General features: G+C 69.1%; 21 protein-coding genes. 9 read left to right on the top strand and 12 right to left on the bottom strand.

Translation table 11 applies throughout. From position 1 onward, the window contains the following. The first annotated feature begins 313 nt into the window (after positions 1–313). Positions 314–589 (top strand): helix-turn-helix domain-containing protein, encoded by a 276-nt coding sequence (locus DEU35_RS03840; protein WP_103206740.1) that lies wholly within the window; start codon positions 314–316, stop codon positions 587–589. A gap of 89 nt (positions 590–678) precedes the next feature. Continuing rightward, positions 679–1,032, top strand: coding sequence for a hypothetical protein (locus DEU35_RS03835; protein WP_116238660.1), 354 nt, complete (start codon positions 679–681; stop codon positions 1,030–1,032). Between the two features lie 234 nt (positions 1,033–1,266). Here DEU35_RS03835 and DEU35_RS03830 read toward each other — a convergent pair whose 3' ends face one another. The 5 genes from DEU35_RS03830 to DEU35_RS03810 form a co-directional block, all read right to left on the bottom strand. Continuing rightward, a complete protein-coding gene (locus DEU35_RS03830) occupies positions 1,267–1,701 on the bottom strand; it encodes a VanZ family protein (RefSeq protein ID WP_103206738.1) in 435 nt (144 codons plus the stop codon). A 60-nt stretch (positions 1,702–1,761) separates the two neighbouring features. After that, positions 1,762–3,768: an AarF/ABC1/UbiB kinase family protein gene (locus DEU35_RS03825; protein ID WP_116238659.1), complete on the bottom strand. Its 2,007-nt coding sequence runs from the start codon at positions 3,766–3,768 to the stop codon at positions 1,762–1,764. Positions 3,769–4,046: 278 nt separating this feature from the next. Continuing rightward, positions 4,047–4,271 (bottom strand): hypothetical protein, encoded by a 225-nt coding sequence (locus tag DEU35_RS03820; protein WP_103207088.1) that lies wholly within the window; start codon positions 4,269–4,271, stop codon positions 4,047–4,049. 194 nt (positions 4,272–4,465) lie between these two features. Further along, complete coding sequence (locus DEU35_RS03815; RefSeq protein WP_103206736.1) at positions 4,466–5,791, bottom strand: UDP-glucose/GDP-mannose dehydrogenase family protein; 1,326 nt, start codon at positions 5,789–5,791, stop codon at positions 4,466–4,468. 76 nt (positions 5,792–5,867) lie between these two features. Next, positions 5,868–7,343, bottom strand: coding sequence for a sugar transferase (locus tag DEU35_RS03810; RefSeq protein WP_103206735.1), 1,476 nt, complete (start codon positions 7,341–7,343; stop codon positions 5,868–5,870). A gap of 377 nt (positions 7,344–7,720) precedes the next feature. Between DEU35_RS03810 and DEU35_RS03805 the strand changes: the two genes are divergently transcribed. Continuing rightward, positions 7,721–8,794, top strand: a complete 1,074-nt coding sequence (locus tag DEU35_RS03805; protein WP_116238658.1) for a PIG-L family deacetylase — start codon at positions 7,721–7,723, stop codon at positions 8,792–8,794. 55 nt (positions 8,795–8,849) lie between these two features. Here the strand turns inward: DEU35_RS03805 and DEU35_RS03800 are convergent, their stop codons facing one another. Beyond that, entirely contained in the window at positions 8,850–9,374 is a 525-nt protein-coding gene (locus DEU35_RS03800; RefSeq protein WP_103206733.1) for a YbhB/YbcL family Raf kinase inhibitor-like protein, read from the bottom strand. Positions 9,375–9,444: 70 nt separating this feature from the next. Further along, a complete protein-coding gene (locus DEU35_RS03795) occupies positions 9,445–9,726 on the bottom strand; it encodes a hypothetical protein (protein WP_103206732.1) in 282 nt (93 codons plus the stop codon). Positions 9,727–9,978: 252 nt separating this feature from the next. Between DEU35_RS03795 and DEU35_RS03790 the strand changes: the two genes are divergently transcribed. Continuing rightward, on the top strand, positions 9,979–11,049 hold the full coding sequence (locus DEU35_RS03790; protein WP_170210569.1) for a PIG-L family deacetylase: 1,071 nt from the start codon (positions 9,979–9,981) through the stop codon (positions 11,047–11,049). A 16-nt stretch (positions 11,050–11,065) separates the two neighbouring features. Here DEU35_RS03790 and DEU35_RS03785 read toward each other — a convergent pair whose 3' ends face one another. From DEU35_RS03785 to DEU35_RS03775, 3 genes are all read right to left on the bottom strand, one after another. Next, the gene (locus DEU35_RS03785) at positions 11,066–11,713 is read right to left on the bottom strand and encodes a response regulator transcription factor (RefSeq protein ID WP_103206730.1); all 648 of its coding nucleotides are present in this window, start codon (positions 11,711–11,713) and stop codon (positions 11,066–11,068) included. A 111-nt stretch (positions 11,714–11,824) separates the two neighbouring features. Then, positions 11,825–12,244 carry an organic hydroperoxide resistance protein gene (locus DEU35_RS03780; RefSeq protein ID WP_103206729.1) on the bottom strand — a complete coding sequence of 140 codons (420 nt, stop codon included), beginning with the start codon at positions 12,242–12,244 and terminating at the stop codon, positions 11,825–11,827. A 35-nt stretch (positions 12,245–12,279) separates the two neighbouring features. Beyond that, complete coding sequence (locus tag DEU35_RS03775; protein ID WP_103206728.1) at positions 12,280–12,756, bottom strand: MarR family winged helix-turn-helix transcriptional regulator; 477 nt, start codon at positions 12,754–12,756, stop codon at positions 12,280–12,282. 117 nt (positions 12,757–12,873) lie between these two features. On the opposite strand from DEU35_RS03775, the gene DEU35_RS16990 reads away from it, so the two are divergent. After that, on the top strand, positions 12,874–13,011 hold the full coding sequence (locus tag DEU35_RS16990) for a hypothetical protein (RefSeq protein ID WP_181904565.1): 138 nt from the start codon (positions 12,874–12,876) through the stop codon (positions 13,009–13,011). Positions 13,012–13,070: 59 nt separating this feature from the next. On the opposite strand, the gene DEU35_RS03770 is transcribed toward DEU35_RS16990, so the two are convergent. Continuing rightward, a complete protein-coding gene (locus DEU35_RS03770) occupies positions 13,071–13,553 on the bottom strand; it encodes a PepSY domain-containing protein (protein ID WP_116238657.1) in 483 nt (160 codons plus the stop codon). A 141-nt stretch (positions 13,554–13,694) separates the two neighbouring features. Between DEU35_RS03770 and DEU35_RS03765 the strand changes: the two genes are divergently transcribed. The 4 genes from DEU35_RS03765 (at position 13,695) to glmM (ending at position 17,177) form a co-directional block, all read left to right on the top strand. Then, entirely contained in the window at positions 13,695–14,531 is an 837-nt protein-coding gene (locus DEU35_RS03765; RefSeq protein ID WP_103206726.1) for an alpha/beta fold hydrolase, read from the top strand. Positions 14,532–14,865: 334 nt separating this feature from the next. Then, positions 14,866–15,312: a 50S ribosomal protein L13 gene (gene rplM / locus DEU35_RS03760; RefSeq protein WP_094734663.1), complete on the top strand. Its 447-nt coding sequence runs from the start codon at positions 14,866–14,868 to the stop codon at positions 15,310–15,312. 24 nt (positions 15,313–15,336) lie between these two features. After that, positions 15,337–15,807 (top strand): 30S ribosomal protein S9, encoded by a 471-nt coding sequence (rpsI, locus tag DEU35_RS03755; protein WP_058597862.1) that lies wholly within the window; start codon positions 15,337–15,339, stop codon positions 15,805–15,807. Positions 15,808–15,821: 14 nt separating this feature from the next. After that, on the top strand, positions 15,822–17,177 hold the full coding sequence (gene glmM / locus DEU35_RS03750; protein ID WP_116238656.1) for a phosphoglucosamine mutase: 1,356 nt from the start codon (positions 15,822–15,824) through the stop codon (positions 17,175–17,177). A 105-nt stretch (positions 17,178–17,282) separates the two neighbouring features. On the opposite strand, the gene DEU35_RS03745 is transcribed toward glmM, so the two are convergent. Then, the gene (locus DEU35_RS03745) at positions 17,283–18,212 is read right to left on the bottom strand and encodes a Ppx/GppA phosphatase family protein (protein WP_116238904.1); all 930 of its coding nucleotides are present in this window, start codon (positions 18,210–18,212) and stop codon (positions 17,283–17,285) included. Positions 18,213–18,255 lie beyond the last annotated feature (43 nt).

Genomic DNA, 18,255 nt, shown 5'->3' with positions numbered 1-18,255 from the left:
GGACGTTCGTACGCACCGCTCAGGTGAACGAGGCGCGGGACTCCCGGACGTCAAACGGGTGCTCCGTTCCGGGTGGGGCGTGGGGGCGGGGGCAACCGGGCGAAAAATCGCGGGCGCGGTCCCTGTCGTCGGGCGTCGTTCTCGCCGACCGTCCGAGACCTCGATGGCGCGAAAACGAATTGATCGTCCGGCATCTCACCCGACGGTCCGCTCGGTTCACCCCTCCGAATCGCTGCCGTCGTCCGCATCACCATCGAGCGGTAGGCATGTTTGCATGTTCATGTGAGCGTTGACGTCCGATCAAGCTGGTCTCATGAACGACGCGCCCGACCCCTGGACAGAGTTCGCTCGCGAGTTGGGCGTTCGCATGCTCCGCGCCCGCGCCGAGAAGCGGATGTCCCAGGAGCAGATCGCTCACGCGGCGGGCCTCGCGACCTTCACCTACCGGAAGCTCGAGAAGGGCGAGTCCAACCCCGGGACCGCCGCGAACCCGCGTCTACGGACTCTCGTCGCGCTCGCCGAGGTGCTCGAGATCCCGCTTCGCGATCTGATCCCCACCCCGCCGAAGGGCCTGCCTCCCGGTCGATGACGGCGGTGTCGGAGGTTCGCGATGTAATGCGTTCGTGCCCACCGGTGTTCGGGTCGCCGCTAGCTGCGACCCCGAGAGAAAGGTGACGCATGACGTCAGGGACTCGCCACGAACGGACGACGGACGCCCGGAGGTGTGTCTTCCGCTGGTGCGTCACCGAGCACGGGTCGACCGTTCACCACGATGACGAAGATCACCGCAGCGCCGGTATCGGACTTCTCGCGCGTGTGCGCGACGCCGCGGACCACGGCCGCGGCATCTCCACCGATGTCGAGATCGGCCTGCTGCGGCGAATCAGCGACCTCGAGACCTGGGTCGTCGTCGAGACCGGGATCGGCGCATCCGTTTCCCTCCCGATCCACGCGGCCCGCGCGCTCGTGGCCTGCATCCAGAACGATGCCGAGGTCATCGCTCTGCTCGCGCCCGAGCGCGAGATCGACTGACGCCCTCTGCGCCCCGGTTCGCGTCCCACCGGGGCCGGCGAACGTGTCCCCGAATCTCGGGCTGCAGTCGGCGCCGTGCGGCGGGGCAGGACGGGGCGTCCCCACGGGGAGTCCAGCGGGAGCGGTTTCCGCTGTCATAGGGCAGACCTCGCCGAGACCGACATCGGAACCGACGAGGGCATCGTCGTCGCGGTGTCGATCATCCGCATGGCGGTGACGACGGCAGGAGCGCGTTCAGCGACGCCTTCGGGTTCGCCGGTGGAGGAGGATGCGTCGGGTCGCGGTCATCGCGAAAGCACCGACGAGTCCACCCACGGCGTTGGCGACGACATCGGCAGCGCTGCTCGTGCGCCCGGGGAGGAAGAGTCCCTGGACGATCTCGACGAGTAGCGGAACGAGCCAGGCGATGCCGACAACCCGCCACGGATGTCCGTGCAGGAGCGCCCCCAGAACGATGCCGAACGGGATGAAAAGAACGATGTTGAGGCCGAAATCCATCGTCCGGGGGTTCACCGCGGGGAGGAGGTCGTACAACACCGCGTAGGCCGCACCCGCATTGCGGTCGAGATGATCGGGCCAGAGCACGATGATGCCCAGGGCGGCGAGGTAGGCAGCCGCCACCGCTGTCGCGACGCGCCGACGGCGGGACGGTGAGCGGGGATCGGGCACGGACCACTGTAGACACGGGTTGCCGTGTGCCGGAGAACGATCTTTGCGGGCGGTCCGGCTTCAGCCGCGACGACCGAAGGTTCGTCGCACGATGCGGAGGAGGCCGAGGAATCCGAAGAGTCCGACCACCGCGCCGAGGACGGCGAACAACGTGATGGACCCGCCGAGGACGGGGCCGCCCCCCGCGATCACCAAGACGACGGCGATGACCACCGCGGCGATCGAGACGAGGGTGGAGGCGATCTCTCCCGTGGCCCGGCTGAGAATCCCGCTGACGTCCTCCCCGTCGGCACTTCGGAGAGTGATTCCGATGGAGCCCTTCTCCACGCCGGTGAGCAGGGCGTCGAGACGGCGCGGTATCTGCTCGAGGCGAGCGAGGGCGATGACCGCTTGGGCTTGAGCGTCGGTGGCCATGCGTGTCACCGACACGGTCCGTCGCAGCAGGCTGGGCATGAGGGGAAGCGCTCGCCCGACCATGTCGAAGTCGTCGACGATGACCCGGAGGCAGCCTTCGAGAGTGGCGAAACTGCGGAAGGCGGAAGCGAGCTCCCCCGGTAGGGCGATGTGGTGCTGGCGGATCACATCGACCATCCGCGTGAAGATCGAGCCGTGACCGCTCGTGCGCAGATGCTCCGTGGTCAGGACGACGCCGATGTCGTGTCGGAAAGCCTCGAGATCGACGTCTTCGGGTGCGTCGACGATGAGCAGGAGCGCATCCGTGGCGGCGACGTCGTTCTCGCTGAGAGCGGCGAGGAGGAAGGCCGTCATGTGCTGGCGTCGACTCCTCTCGATGATTCCGACTGCGCCGAAATCGATGAGGCCGAGAGTGCCGTCCTTCTTGAGCAGGACGTTGCCCGGGTGAAGGTCGGCGTGGAAGACCCCGAAGACCAGGATCTGCTCGAGGACCGTTGCCATGAGCGTGTTCGCCAGGCGATCGCGCTGGCCCGGCTCCAGTCCGGCGATGCGGGTCGCGGAATCGCTCAGAGCCGTTCCGTCGACAAGCCCCATCGTGAGCACCCGCTGGCCGGAGGCGTCGGGGAAAACGTCGGGAACGGTGACGAGGCCGCGTCGGGCGGGCTCGGCGCGATCGATCAGTTCCAGTGTCGACGCGATCATGTGGGTGTTCCGCGCCTCGATGCGATAGTCGAGCTCCTCGAGAAGGGTGGCCGTGAACCCGCGGGCGACCGATTCGATCCGGAGGTCGCGACCGACGCGCGTGCGCGCCTCGGCTCGATGTGCGAGACGTCCGATGATGTCGGCATCCGCCTCTACCTGCGCGCGGGCGGCGGGCCGCTGCACCTTGATGACGACGGCCGTACCGTCGAGCAGTCGAGCCCGGTGCACCTGCGCGACCGAGGCGGCGGCGAGGGGATGGGGATCGACCTCGGCGAACACGGTGTCGATGGGGCGCCCCAGATCGCCCTCGATGACCGAGCGCACGGTATCCCAGGGGAGGGTCGTCGCGTTGGTCTGCAGAGAGGCGAGGGCGCTCAGGTACGGCTCCGGTACGAGGTCTCGTCGGGCGGAGAGCACTTGGCCCAGCTTGACGAAGCTGACCCCGGCGTCGTTCAGGGTCGCGACGACGGCCCGGGCGCGTTCCTCGGAGGTGCTGAGCTGTTCTTCGACGCGGGCGCGTCCGCCGTGGAAGAGCCAGCCGACGCCATGACGCGAGGCGATGGCCAAGATCTCCAGGTACCGTCGGGTCCGTTTGCGTTGCCGCAGTGCCGCACGGACCACATCGATGGGATTGGGCAGCGGGCGGGTCGGGAAAATCGCCTCGCTCGCGACGAGCGCGGCGACGCCGAGGGCGAACACCCATGCGAGCGAGAGGGTGATCAACCCCGCCCAGATCCAGGCGTCTTCGGGGGGAATGGCCGTGGAGACGTCGGGGAAACCCGTCTGTCGCAGGGTCCACCCGGCCGACGGCACCCCCAGAAGGAAGACCAGGAGCCCCACGACGATGCTCCGCGGCCAGCCGACCGCGGTTCCGAGGACGCGACGCGCGACGAACCCGACAAGCACCGCCGACACGACGGCGGAGATCGAGATCAGGATGCTGGCCACCACGTGGTCAGCGTAGCCGGGTGCGGCTCACGAGATCCGTACGAGGGAGCACCGCGGACAGCGCCACCACGCCGCTGTCCGCCCCGGTCGAGGTTCGACCACGCCACCGCAGGCCGTGCAGGGCGAGGAGAACCCTGCGAGGAGATCCTCGTCGAGGAGGTCCGGGTGTTCGCGAAGAGCTGGCGTGATCATGAGGTATTTTTACATGCGCATGCGTGGTGGTGAGACATGTGCACAGTGAGAAACGCGCCCAGACAGTTCCGTACGCCGGTCCTCCGGAGCTACGCCCGCAGGTCGTGCAGCGTCTTCTTCGCGCGCTTCTTCGCGGCGGCGGCAGACTTGTTCGCGGCCTTGCGGCGGCGCTTGCGAGCGCGCGGGTCGTTCCACAGACGCACGATCTGGTGACCTACCGACTCGCGATTCTTGACCTGGACACGCGGGGCGCGAGTGCCGATCGCGTAGGCGAGCAGAGCGACGGCGCCGATCACGATGATCTTGTTGCGCATGGCATCCTCCTTGTCGAGGAGGACCTCGAAGGATCCGCGGCCAAGGGGACGCGGCGTGAGGTCCTCCACTACTCAGACGCGTGGTGAGGGGCGTTCGTCACGGGCGATTCGTGATGAATCGACATCGCAGTCGGTGCTGATCGCAGAGGGTCGTACCGGAGGGTGTCGTGCGGGGGCGTCGGTTCGCCGTCGCGTCAGGGGCGTCCCATCCCGTGATAAGTCCACCCGGCGGCGCGCCAGGCTGCCGGATCCAGGCAGTTGCGACCGTCGATCACGACGCGTCCGCGAGCCAGCGAGGCCGCGTGCTCGGGGCTGAGGTGCCGACGGTATTCGTCCCACTCGGTCACGACGATGATCGCGTCCGCGTCGCGGAGCGTGGAGTCGAGGTCGCTGTCGTAGGTGAGCTGGGGATGCAGCCGGCGCGCGTTGTCGATCGCCGCGGGATCGGTGAGGGTGACCAGGGCGCCCAGACCCTGGAGCCGAACCGCCACGTCGAGTGCGGGGGAGTCGCGGACATCGTCGCTGTGCGGTTTGAAGGCCGCGCCGAGCACGGCGATCTTCTTCTCGAAGACACTGCCTCCCAGGGCGCCCATGGTCATCTCGACCGCCCGGTCGCGGCGGCGGAGATTGATGGCATCCACTTCTCGGAGGAAGGCGACCGATTCGCCTCGTCCGAGTTCCTCGGCGCGAGCGGAGAAGGCGCGGATGTCCTTGGGGAGGCACCCGCCGCCGAAGCCGATGCCGGCGCCGAGGAATCGTCGTCCGATACGGGCGTCGTGGCCGATGGCGTCGGCCAGAGTGGTCACATCGGCGCCGGTCACCTCCGCGATCTCGGCCATGGCGTTGATGAAGCTGATCTTCGTGGCGAGGAAGGCGTTCGCGGCGACCTTGACGAGTTCGGCCGTGGCGTAATCGGTGACGATGAAGGGCGTGCCCTTGGCGATCGACGGGTGGTAGACCTCGCGGAGGATGCCGGCCGTGCGTTCGCCGTCGTCCGTCGGAGCGCCATCCTCGGACGGGACGCCGGCGACCAGGCGATCGGGGTCGATGGTGTCCTTGACCGCCCACCCCTCGCGGAGGAACTCCGGGTTCCACACGAGGGTGGCGCCGTGCGCGGCCACGCGGGGCGCCAGGCGGGCGGCCGTGCCGACCGGGACGGTCGACTTGCCCGCGACGACGTCCCCCGGGGCGAGGAAGGGCAGGAGAGCGTCGACGGCCGCGTCGACGTAGGTCAGGTCGGCGGCGTATCCGCCCGCCTGCTGCGGGGTGCCGACGCCGATGAAATGCACGGCGGCTCCGCGGGCCGCGGACATCTCGGTCGTGAAGGTCAGCCGACCCGAGGCGATGCCGTCCGTCAGGATCTCCTGCAGGCCGGGCTCGAAGAAGGGCGCTTCGCCCTGCGAGAGCGCCCTGACCTTCCGCTCGTCGACGTCGATCCCGACCACTTCGTGCCCGATCGAGGCCATCGCCGCCGCGTGAACGGCTCCCAGATATCCGCAACCCACAACAGACAGACGCACGATCAGAGCCTTTCAGATTTCCGGACGGCAGGCCGACCGGTCTGGCGGTGGACGCTGCGGTGCAGCGGGGTCAGCGTCACGCCGCGGTTTCGCCGGGGGCGAGCGCTGCACGGGCCGTCTTGCCGAGGATGACGAAATCGCCCAGCAGGGTCCAGTTTTCCACGTAGGACAGATCGAGCCGAACCGAATCCTCCCAGGAGAGGGAGGAGCGGCCGCTGACCTGCCACAAACCGGTGATGCCGGGCTTGGCGAGGAAGCGTCGGTGGACGTGGTCGGCGTAGACAGCCACCTCGGAAGGCAAGGGGGGTCGCGGCCCGACGAGGGACATCGAACCGCCGATGACGTTGAAGAGCTGGGGGAGCTCGTCGAGGCTGAACTTGCGCATGACGCGTCCGATCGGCGTGACCCGCGGATCGTTCTTCATCTTGAACAGCACCTCGTTGCCCGAATCGCGGTGTTGCGCGGCTAGCTGGGCGCGCAGCTCCTCGGCGTTGACGACCATCGAGCGGAACTTGAACATGGTGAACTCGCGACCGCGGAAGCCCACGCGGGTCTGTCGGAACAAGACAGGTCCCTCGCTCGACAGGCGCACCGCGATGGCCAGGAAGAGCAGGATCGGGCTGAGGAGCACGACACCGACGCTCGCCGCGAGAAGGTCGACGGATCTCTTCAGGAAGCTCTGCCCCCTCGAGAACTTGGGCGTCTCCACGTGGATGAGGGGCAGACCCGCGACGGGCCTGGTGTGCAAGCGCGGGCCGGCGATGTCGACGATGCTCGGGGCCAGGACGAGATGCTGGCGGCCGGCCTCCAGGCTCCATGAGATCTCCTTCACCTTCTCGGCGGGGAGCTCATCGGCGCTGGTGATGGCGACCGTGTCGGCGCCGGTCGCCTGCAATGCCCGCGTCACGTCGCCGACGTGGCCCATCACGGGGATGGAGGTGCCGGGGATGGTGTCAGCGGTCTTCCCGTTCGGCACGCAGGCGCCGACGACGCGGTATCCCGCACTGGGGTTGCGGGCGAACTCGCGAGCGAGCTGCGTCACGGAGGGCAGCGACCCGACCAGGAGCACATGGGCGGAGTATCGTCCGCGGGAACGCTGGACCACGAGCCATTGCCGCCACATCCAGCGGGTGAAGCAGAGGACCAGGATGCCGAGCGGCAGGCTCACCAGAAGATACCCCCGCGCGAGGTCGATCTGGGCGAGGAAAGCGATGATGGCCACGGTTCCGAACAGTCGGAAGCTGGCGTCGGCGATGCGGACGTACTCCGCCGAACCCGTGCCGATCACGCGGTCGCTGCGTGACTCGACGAAGGCGAGCGACCACATCCACGTGACGATGAGGATCGCCGAGAAGGCCCAATACGACAGGTCGCTGATGCGACTGTCGCGGCCCGCGGCGAGCTGGGCGTTTCCCAGTCCGAACCAGAGGAGCTGGGTGCCGTAGACGACCCAGACGAGGGCGGCGAAGTCGGTCAGCACGAGGTTGCGTCGATAGAGGCCTCGCCACGGATCGCGAACGCGCGCAGGGGGCGGGGAGGAGGCCGGCGGCATCGGTGGTTCAGCGGGGAGGGACCGCTCCGGCGTCGATGGGCCGAGCGCGGCGGCGGTTCCGCCCGGGTCGGCGTCTGATGAAGACCCGCCGGGGCGCAGGCCGGACATCGCCATGTGTGCCCCTCTCGCCTTTCCCACGCGCGCGTGGGAACCCTCCCGCGAACAGTAACAGGCAATGTTCACCCGTCAACTCACCCTGCTTTTCTTGTCATACGCAGGAGACGTGAACGTTCGTTGTCCGAGTGCGCTACGACCGGCGACAGGTTGGTGGTGCGGCAGGCGGTCCCCTACACTCGGGCGCGGATCAGCCGTGCCCGGCTGCCTCGAGATCGTGCCGAACGGCGGGGTCGCCACTGCTGGCCGCACGGAAGGTTCCGATGTCCCGCGCCTCGTCGCCGCCGCTTCGCCCCCGCCGCGGGCAGGCCGGTCTGATCGCGGCGATCGCGATCGCTGCGCTGGTGGTCGCCGCGGTAGCCGGTGTGTTCGCGTTCGCGCTGTTGCGCCCCGAGCCTGCGTCGAGCTCGCCGCCCGCGCCGTCCCCCGAGACGACGACAACGATGCCCGCGGCCTCTCCGACAGTCTCACAGACCCCCACGCCGCCGCCGGCGCCTCCGGTCTCGCCGGCCGCGCAGACCTGCGACGGGTCGTCGACCCTGATGACCGTCTGGGCGCACCCCGACGACGACATCATCTTCGCCAATCCGACCATCTCGGATGCGATCGCCGCCGGTCGGTGCGTACGCACCGTGTTCGTCACGGCGGGTGATGCCGGCAAGGGGATGGACTATGTGCGGGCGCGGGAGCTCGGCATCCTGCGCGCATACAACGCCATGCGTGGCAAGGACGGCGAGTGGGATGCCACGGACATCGCACTCGATACCGGCGTGCACGTGCGGCGACTGACGCCGAAGGACGACCCGCATCTGTCGGTCCTGTACCTGCGCCTGCCGGACGGGAACATCACCGGCGCCGGTTTCGACGCCACCGCGCACGCGACCCTCAGCAAGCTCTACGACGGAACCGAGGGATCGCTCGTCCCCGTCGATGGGGGGCCGGCCGTGACCCGGGATCAGCTCGTGGGCTCGGTCCGGGAGCTGGCCTCCGCCTTCACTCCGGAGAGCACCCTCACCCACATCCCCCGGGGCAGCGTCTTCGCTCCGGGGGACCACCCCGACCACTCGGCCGTCGGAACACTGGTCCGTGATGCGTTGACGTCGGATGCAGCCGTGGGGCCCGGCATCCGGTACTTCGTGGGATACCCCTCCGAGAACCTGCCGCGCAACCTCGAGGGAGCGGTCCTCGACTCCAAGGTGGACACCTACCGCATCTACACGCAGCAGGACCAGGTGATCCGCTGCGCCGATCGCACCGCGTGCCTCAAGACCCGCAAGTTCGGCGAGTGGCTCCAACGGTCCTACGCCAAGACCGAGGCCGAGCTTCAGATGGGCTGAGCCGCGCGCATTCGGCGGCCCGGGCCTCCGCTGCGTTCCGTCGGTAGACGAGGCGTCAGTGCTGGTAGGTGCCGTGGAGGATCGCCCGTCCGAGCGTTGTGAACGCCAGATTGAACGACACCACAGCGGGGGAGGCGTCGGCGTCGACGCCGAGCGACGGCTCGCTCACGGCGTGCACGACGAAGAAGTAACGGTGGGGTTGATCGCCCTGCGGGGGCGCGGCGCCGAGGAATCCGGCCGTGCCGCCGTCGTTGCGGACGTGGAAGGCGTCGCCCGGGAGATCGCCGGAGGCGGCTCCGGATGCCAATTCGCGGACGTCCGCCGGAACGTCGACGAGCACCCAGTGCCAGAAGCCGCTCGGGGTGGGGGCGTCGGGGTCGAAGCCCGTGATCACGAACGACTTGGTGCCCTCGGGGACGTTCGACCAGGAGAGATGCGGGGACGTATTGCCCTTGTCGGCGACCTGGGCGTCTGCGAGGGGGTGTCCGTCGGTGACGTCGTCGCTGACCACGTCGAAGGACGGTGCGGACGGAAGGAGCGGGTACGGATCGGGCGTCTGCGGACGGGAGAGATCGGCCATGAACGGAATGCTAGGACGGCGCGGTCATCCGGCGGCAGGTCTTGCATCCACCCGCGCCGGAGGATATCGGTCAGCGGCTGAGGTCGAGGAGCGAGAGGGCTGTCTCCCAGCAGCCCTCGGGAGCGGGGAGCCCGTAGTCGTTCTCGACGACGGTGCGCAGTTCGGCGGCCAGGTCGTCGACGGAGGGCTGCGCGTCGAGGGCGTCGAGAATGGGCAGAATGAGGTCGTCGTACTCGTCGTCGGGCCATCCGTGCCCGATGTGGTGGACTCCGATCGGATCCCACTCGTTGAGGACAGCGCGGATGCGCAGTGCGACGGGCGACAGTGACCGCGGCGGTGTGGACGTCTGCATAGGGGGAGTGTGGTCAGCTTCGTTAGGTGCGCGCTGAGCATCGCCGATGCGTCCGGTGCGTGATGCACATCTGCACCGCGGTGGCGTGGGAGCGTGATCCGCCGATCGGTCTCACCCCACCCCGCCGGGTGGCGGGGCTGCGGGGTTTCGGGCTCGGATAGGGCAACCATCGCGATAACGTCGAAGGGCGCCCGAGGGCGAGGGGAAACCCGCAATCCGTCGCCGGGGGGCGAAGTACAGGACGGAGTCGCCGTGAGGGACATCGACGAGCCTTCGGGCGCCGAACAGGCACCCGACGAATCGGCGTCGCCGCGCCGGTCCGGGATATCCCGGAGAGCGCTGGTGTTCGGCGGCGTCGCCGTGGGCGGACTCGCCGCGCTCGGTGGTGGCGCCCTCGTCTACCGCCAGATCCGGCGCTCGGCGCCCCCGGAAGGAACCTGGGTCAAGCTCAGTCCCATCGTTCCCGTCCCCGATGCCTCCCCGCGGGCTCCGTCCCCCGCTCTCGAGGAGCCGGGGGAAGACACGACCGTCGCGGTCTGGGCTCATGCCGACGACGACATCATCTTCGCCAATCCCCATCTCGCGGGGATCATCGGCTCCGGGGCGACCCTGCGCACGGTCTTCGTCACCGCGGGCGACGCGGGACGGGGCCTCGGCTACGCGCAGCAGCGCGAGGCCGGCATCCGGGCCGCGTACGACGAGATGCGCGGCAGCACGCAGCCCTGGAACACCTCCCAGCTGACGCTGCGAAGCGGCGCACGGGTCACACGCTTCGTGCCCGCCGACGATCCGCGGCTGTCGATCACCGTGCTCCGATTGCCGGACGGGAACCTCAGCGGGAAGGGGTTCCCGACGACGGGCGAGGCCGGTCTCACCCAGCTCATCAACGGCACGGTGCCCGCTCTCGCGCCGATCGATGACGGCCCGACGCTCGACGCGCGTCGTCTTTCGGAGACCATCGCCGAGCTGATCCACGCCGGTCGTCCCGATCGCATCACGACCAACATCCCGCACGAGAGCGCCTTCGCGCGGGGGGATCACCCCGATCACTCGTGCGTCGGATCGCTCGTCCGAGCGGTGGCACCGGTCGTGGGGATCGCACCCGAGGCTGTCACGTACTACATCGGTTATCCCTCGCAGCACGAGCCCATCAACGTCGAGGGAGAGGCCCTCGATGAGAAGGTCGACGTCTACGCGACCTACGCGGCGCAGGATCCCGTCGTCACCTGCGACAGCGCGGCGGCCTGCCTCGCGCAGCCCGGCTTCGGGCAGTGGCTGCGCCGCTCCTACGGCAAGGCGGAGGGGGAGCTCCGGTTGACCTGAGCCTCCCGCTCGGCGGTCAGCGTCGATCGGCCGGCGAGCCGGCGCGTTGCGCGATCAGGGCGGCCTCGACCCGCGACGACACCGACAGCTTGTTGAGGATCGAGCTGACGTGATCTTTGACGGTGGCGGAGCTGAGGTGCAGCCGGCGTCCGATCTCGGCGTTCGAGTCGCCCGTGGGCAGGTATCCGAGCACGTCGCGCTCGCGGTCGGTGAGAAGAGCGACGCGACGCGAGGCGTCGAGGTCGGGTCTCCCGGCGTAACCCTCCACGAGGGCGCGCGAAACCTCCGGGGAGAGGACGACCCCACCCGCGACGAGAGAACGGACCATCGCCGCGAGGTGCGCGGGATCGGTGTCCTTGACGAGGAATCCCGAGGCGCCGTCCCGCAGGGCGCGGGTGATGGACTCGTCGGCCGCGAACGTCGTCAGGATGCCGACCACCGGCCGTTCCGCGTCATCGCGGAGGGCCGCGAGGATGTCGAGGCCGCCGACTCCCGGCATCCGGATGTCGAGGAGGACGAGGTCAGGGCGAAGCGCGCGGATGACGGCGAGCGCATCGGGTCCATCCACGGCGGCGACCACCTCGATGTCATCGGCCGCGTTCAGGATGAAGGAGAAACCGGAGCGGACGAGCGCCTCATCGTCGACGACAACCACCCGGATCACGACTGTCACTGTACGCCGAGACGACGAAACCGCCCCGGCGGAGCGGGGCGGCAAGCCGGGACGAGGCGCGATACGTGGGGCTCAGCGCCTCGCCCCGGGGTTCAGGGGAGGTCAGTCCTCCGAAACGGTGACGGTGACCTCGATGTTGCCGCGCGTCGCGTTGGAGTAGGGGCAGACCTGATGCGCCTCGTCGGCGAGCTGCTGGGCGAGATCGTGCTCGATGCCGGGCAGGACGACCTCGAGAAGCACGGCGAGCTGGTAGCCGCCCTGACCGTTGGGGCCGATGTGGACGCGGCCGCCGACCGAGGAGTCTTCGATCGTGACCTTGCGCGCGCGGGCGACGGAGTGCAGAGCGCTGTGGAAGCAGGCGGCGTAACCGGCGGCGAAGAGCTGTTCGGGGTTGGTGCCGGCGCCGGAGCCGCCGAGCTCCTTGGGGGGAGCGACGTCGAGGTCGAGGTAGGTGCCGGCCGTGACGTGACCGAGGCGGCCCTGGCCGGTGGAGACGGCTTCGGCGGTGTAGAGAACGTCCATGGTGTTCCTTTCTGGGGACGGTGGGGAGGCGATCGTCAGGCCGTGTGGCGCGTCGCGTGGGCGTCGCGCGCGTCGTCGGGATGGTCGCGCAGGTCTTTCATGGCTTCGGTGAGATGGCGCAGGGCGTCGATCAGTTCGCGAGCGCTGGCGGCGTCGGTGAGGCCGGAGCCCGCGGCGATGCACTGCGGAACGTGGGCCAACTCGGTGCGCAGCCTCACGCCGCGCTCGGTGAGGGCGACGGTGACCACGCGCTCGTCGTCGGGCCGACGCGTTCGGGTGAGGTACCCCGCGTTCTCCATGCGGGCGAGCATGGGGGAGAGAGTGCCGGAGTCGAGCTGAAGGGCTTCTCCGAGGCTGCCGACGGTCTGCTCGCCGTCGTTCCACAGGGTGACGAGCGCGATGTACTGCGGATACGTGAGGTTCCACGGTTCCAGGAGTGCGCGATACGCCTGCGTGGTCGTGCGATTGGCGGCGTAGAGCGCGAAGCACACGAGCTGGTCGACGGCGGGCATGAATAAACTGTTGCACACAATTTAATTGTGCACAACTGATTCGCGTGCAGCTTCCGTGCACCGGGGCGACGATGTCAAGCCCTGCCATCCCCCCACGTGACATCGGAGCATGGGCGCATGATCGGCCGAAGCGACGTGAGCGCCTCCTCAGCCTCGGGGTTCCTCCCCGAGGGCGGGCGGGACCTGCTCGCCATCAATGGGCACCACTTCGAACTCGGTGCGTCGGCCGCGCCCCTCTTCGGCGATCTCGCCTGAACGCGGCGACGTCGCGCCCGGGGGAGCCGCTCGGTGGTTCGTCGTCCGCGGCGTTCTGCTCAGCCGACACTGCCGTCGGTCGCCGACACGCGTACCGTGACACCTCCGGTGAGGTCGATGCTCCACGTCGTCGCGGTGCCGTCGCGCTGGAGCTCGGCCTCTTCGACGGCGCCGCCCGTGCCCTGGGCTGCGGCGATGCGCACGGCGTCCGCCAGGGTGGTCCCGGCAGCGTCGAGCGCCGACCGGTCTTCGGCGTCGAGGGTGCCGCCGTCGGTGGAGGAGCGCACCTCCCCGCCGTCCGAGCTCACGCGAACCTCGACCTCTCGGCCGCCCGAACCGACATGCACCTCCCACGCCCCGTCGTCCGCCTCGAGCTGGAATGCGCGCCCGCCGGCGGCGGATTCAGCCGTGGTGATCGCCCGAACGGCTTCCCGATCATTGGTCGGGGTATCGCTCGCGGGGGTCAGGGGGGCGCAAGCGGCCAGGGTGAAGACACTCGCGGCGAGCAGCATGACGGCGGCGGACGAACGACTCGGGCTCATGGGGGAAGGGTAACCAGGCGCTCCGCATCGCCAAGAGGTGTTGCGCGACGGCCGCGACCTGTGCGCAACGCGTTTTACCAAGCGGGCCGCGGCGCGTCAACAGCCCCCGCACACTCAGCTTGGGCCCGAACGATGGCGGGTATGAGCGAGATCATTGCCCACCACGGACTTCTGACCGACATCGACCTTCATGTCGACGACACGGGCGGCACGGGTCGCCCCGTCGTCCTCATCCACGGCTGGCCCCTCTCGGGCGAGTCCTGGGCCCACCAGGTCCCGGCCCTGGAGGCCGCCGGCTACCGGGTCGTGACGTACGACCGTCGCGGTTTCGGGCGCAGCGACAAGCCGCGCACCGGCTACGAGTACGACACATTCAGCAACGACCTGGAGGCCGTGCTCGAAGCGCTCGACCTGCGCGACGTCACGCTCGTCGGCTTCTCGATGGGCGGGGGCGAGGTCGCGCGCTACCTGACGCGCCACGGGGCCGACCGCGTGCACAGCGTCGTCTTTGCGGCCGCCGTGCCGCCGTACCTCGCCCAGACCGACGACAACCCCGAGGGCCCGCTCGACGACGCGACGGCGAACGGCATGAAGCAAGGGCTGAAGGACGACGAGAAGGCGTTCTACCACCAGTTCACGACCGACTTCTTCTCCGTCGACGGCACGCTCGCCGTCTCGGAGGCCGACCGGGCCGAGGCCGAGCGTCTCGCGAATCAGGCCGACCACCACGCCGCCCTGAAGTCGATGGAGGCCTTTGCGACCACCGACTTCCGCGAGGATCTCCCGAACGTCACGGTGCCCACCCTCGTCATCCACGGTGACAGCGACACGACCGTGCCCTTCGAGGGTTCGGGCAAGCGCACCCATGAGGCGATCGCCGGCAGCGAGCTGCACGTCGTCGCGGGGGCGCCCCACGGCGTCAATGTCAGTCACGCCGACGAGTTCAACCGTGTGCTGATCGACTTCCTGAAGCGCTGACCCGCCGCCGCGCGTCCCTCTCTCGCCCGCACCCGCGGAGGACGCGACGGATGCCGAGATGCCCCGCCACCCGACCGGTGGCGGGGCATCCGTCTTTTCGTGGACGTGGACGGTTCGGGGTGTACGGTGGGCGCGCTCGGGCCTGGGGGGAGGGGCGACGTTTGGCCGTGGCATCCGGATGGCGTAGTCTTGATCTTTGGTGCCCGCCTCTCTGCGAGCGGGTTACCCGAACGTGAGCCCTCCACCGGCCCTGTTCTCCCGTCATCGGCGGGGCAACGGACCACCGGAGCGGGATTCACGAACTCCTCCGTTCGATCAAGAAAGCAGCACTACTGTGACGCGCACTTTCACCCCCAAGGCCGCTGAGGTCACGCGCGAGTGGGTCGTTATCGACGCCACCGACGTCGTTCTCGGCCGCCTGGCCTCGCACGCGGCGGTTCTCCTCCGCGGCAAGCACAAGGCGACCTTCGCCAACCACATCGACTCTGGTGACTTCGTCATCGTGATCAACGCCGAAAAGGTCGCGCTCACGGGTCAGAAGCTCACGCAGAAGAAGGCCTACCGCCACTCGGGCTTCCCGGGCGGACTGAAGTCCGTCACCTACGACGAACTCCTCGAGAAGAACCCTGTCCGCGCGGTCGAGAAGGCCATCCGCGGCATGCTGCCCAAGAACAGCCTCGGCGCGGCGCAGCTCAAGAAGCTCAAGGTGTACCGCGGCGCCGAGCACCCCCACGGTGCTCAGCAGCCCACGGCATACACCTTCGACCAGGTCGCCCAGTAAGCGCCGCCGGATAAGGACGAAACAGTGTCGAACATCGACTCCAGCAACTACAGCACCGAGACGCCGGCCGAGCAGTCGGTCGTCGCCGCCGAGCGCCCCGTGCTCTCGGTTCCCGGCGCAGCCGTGGGCCGTCGCAAGCAGGCCATCGCCCGCGTGCGCCTCGTTCCCGGTTCGGGCACGATCACGGTCAACGGCCGCACGATCGAGGACTACTTCCCCAACAAGCTGCACCAGCAGCTGATCAACGACCCGTTCACGGTGCTCGAGCTCGCGGGCTCGTACGACGTGATCGCGCGCATCTCCGGTGGCGGCCCCTCGGGTCAGGCCGGCGCGCTGCGTCTGGGTATCGCCCGCGCGCTCAACGAGATCGACGCCGAGAACAACCGCCCGACCCTGAAGAAGGCCGGCTTCCTCTCGCGCGACGCTCGCGTCAAGGAGCGCAAGAAGGCCGGTCTCAAGAAGGCCCGCAAGGCGCCTCAGTACTCCAAGCGCTGAGTTCGATCCTCCGTATGCCTCTCTTCGGCACGGACGGGGTGCGGGGGCTGGCCAACGGCCTCCTCACCGCCGAACTCGCGCTGCACCTGGCCCAGGCGACCGCTGTCGTCCTGGGCCAGGGCCGTTCTGCGGAGGCGCGAAAGGCCGAGGGTCGTCGCCTCACGGCCGTCGTCGCCCGCGACCCGCGCGTCTCGGGAGAGTTCCTCTCGGCCGCGGTCGCCGCAGGACTGGCCTCCTCGGGCGTCGATGTGCTCGACGCGGGAGTCATCCCCACTCCCGCCACCGCGTTCCTCATCGCCGACCGCGACGCCGACTTCGGTGTGATGGTGTCGGCGTCGCACAACCCCGCTCCCGACAACGGCATCAAGATCTTCGCCCGCGGCGGCACCAAGTTGCCCGACATCGTCGAGCAGCGCATCGAGAGCGCCCTCGACTGGGACCGGCTCCAGCCCACGGGCGCCGGGGTCGGCCGCATCCGTCGCTTCGCCGACGCCGAGGATCGCTACGTGTTGCACCTCCTCGGGTCGCTGCCGCACCGCCTCGACGGGATCCATGTCGTCCTCGACTGCGCTCACGGCGCGGCGGCTGGCGTGTCGCCCGAGACCTTCAAAGACGCGGGCGCCCAGGTCACGGTCATCGGAGCCGAGCCCGACGGCCTGAACATCAACGACGGCGTGGGCTCGACGCACCTCGACGTGCTCGCTGAGGCCGTCGTGCGCCTCGGCGCCGACGTCGGCATCGCCCACGATGGGGACGCCGACCGCTGCCTCGCCGTGGATGCTCAGGGCAACATCGTCGACGGCGACCAGATCATGGCGATCCTCGCGGTCGCGATGAAGGATCGTGGTGCCCTCGCCGATGACACGCTCGTGGCGACGGTCATGAGCAACCTCGGACTCCACCGGGCGATGGAAGCCCACGGCATCCGGGTGCTCCAGACCGGTGTGGGGGACCGTTACGTGCTCGAGGCCATGAATGAGGGGGGCTACTCCCTCGGCGGTGAGCAGTCCGGACACGTCATCATGAGCGAGTTCGCCACGACCGGTGACGGACTGTTGACCGGTCTTCACCTCGTGGCCGAGATGGCCCGCCAGAACAAGACGCTGGCCGAGCTCGCCTCGATCATGACCGTCTATCCGCAGGTGCTCGTGAACGTGCGCGGCGTGGATCGCGACGGCGTGAGTGATGAGGGCGTGCAGGAAGCCGTGGCCGCGTCGACGGCCGAACTCGGCGATTCCGGTCGCGTGCTGCTGCGCGCGTCGGGCACCGAGCCGCTCGTGCGCGTGATGGTCGAGGCCGCATCCGAAGAGGATGCCCGCGCTCACGCGGATCGCCTCGCCGACGTCGTGCGGGAGCGTCTCGCGCTCTGACATCGCGACGGGGCGGGACGGGCCTCGAGCCCGCCCGCCCCGTCCTCGTTCGCAGGCAGCCCTGCGCCGGTGCTCAACACTCCCACTGACGGGATGCTGCGGTGATCAGTACTCGAGCGACTCGATGTAGCGCAGCAGGACGCCCTCGCGCAGGGCCCAGGGTGAGACCTCGAGCTCTTCGACGTCGAGGGCCTTCATCGCACGCTCGACGACGATCGCGGCGGCCACGATCTGGAACGTGCGGTCGGCGGTGATTCCGGGCAGGGCCTCGCGCGCGTCGGCGGGGATGCGTGCGAGTCGTGGGATCCAGTCCTTGAGCTCCTTACGCGGGAGGACCATCCGGTCGATGCCCGACCACCCCGGCACGGGGTAGCCCGCCAGTTTGGCGAGCGAGCGGATCGCCTTGGACGACCCCACCACGTGATCGGGACGCGGGAGCGCGGCGAAGCGTTCGGCGACCGGGGCGAGGACGGACGCCGCGTGCTGACGCATCGCGTCGATCTCGTCGTCGCTCGGAGGGTCGTGGGGGAGGAACCGCACCGTCGAACGTCCCGCGCCGAGCGGCACGGATTCGGCGAGATCGGGGAGCTCGTCGGCGCCCCCCGCGATCTCGAGGGAGCCGCCGCCGATGTCGAAGAGCAGGATCTGTCCCGCTGACCACCCGAACCAGCGACGGACCGCGAGGTAGGTGAACCGGGCTTCGGTCTCACCTCCCAGCACCTGGAGAGGCTGTCCGAGAACTTCTTCGATGAGGGCGATGACCTCTTCGCCGTTGGTCGCATCCCGCACCGCGGAGGTCGCCGTCGCGAGGAGCTCGTCGACCCTCTCGGCCCGGGCGCGATCGCGCGCCGCGGTCACGGCATCCACCAACCCCTGCACCCCCTCTGCGGAGATCGACCCGTCCGGAAGGAGGTAGCGCATGAGTCGGAGTACGGAGCGGTGCGAGGTGGTGGCGGTCGGGCGTCCTCCCGCCCGGGCGTTCGCGACGAGCAGGTGGACGGTGTTCGAACCGATGTCGAGGACTCCCAGGCGCACGGTCCGAGCGTAGTGGCCGCGCTGCGACGCTCGGGGGCCGCGG

Source organism: Microbacterium sp. AG157, from assembly GCF_003385695.1.
Lineage (GTDB): Bacteria > Actinomycetota > Actinomycetes > Actinomycetales > Microbacteriaceae > Microbacterium > Microbacterium testaceum.
This window is presented reverse-complemented; position numbering and strand designations above follow the sequence as displayed.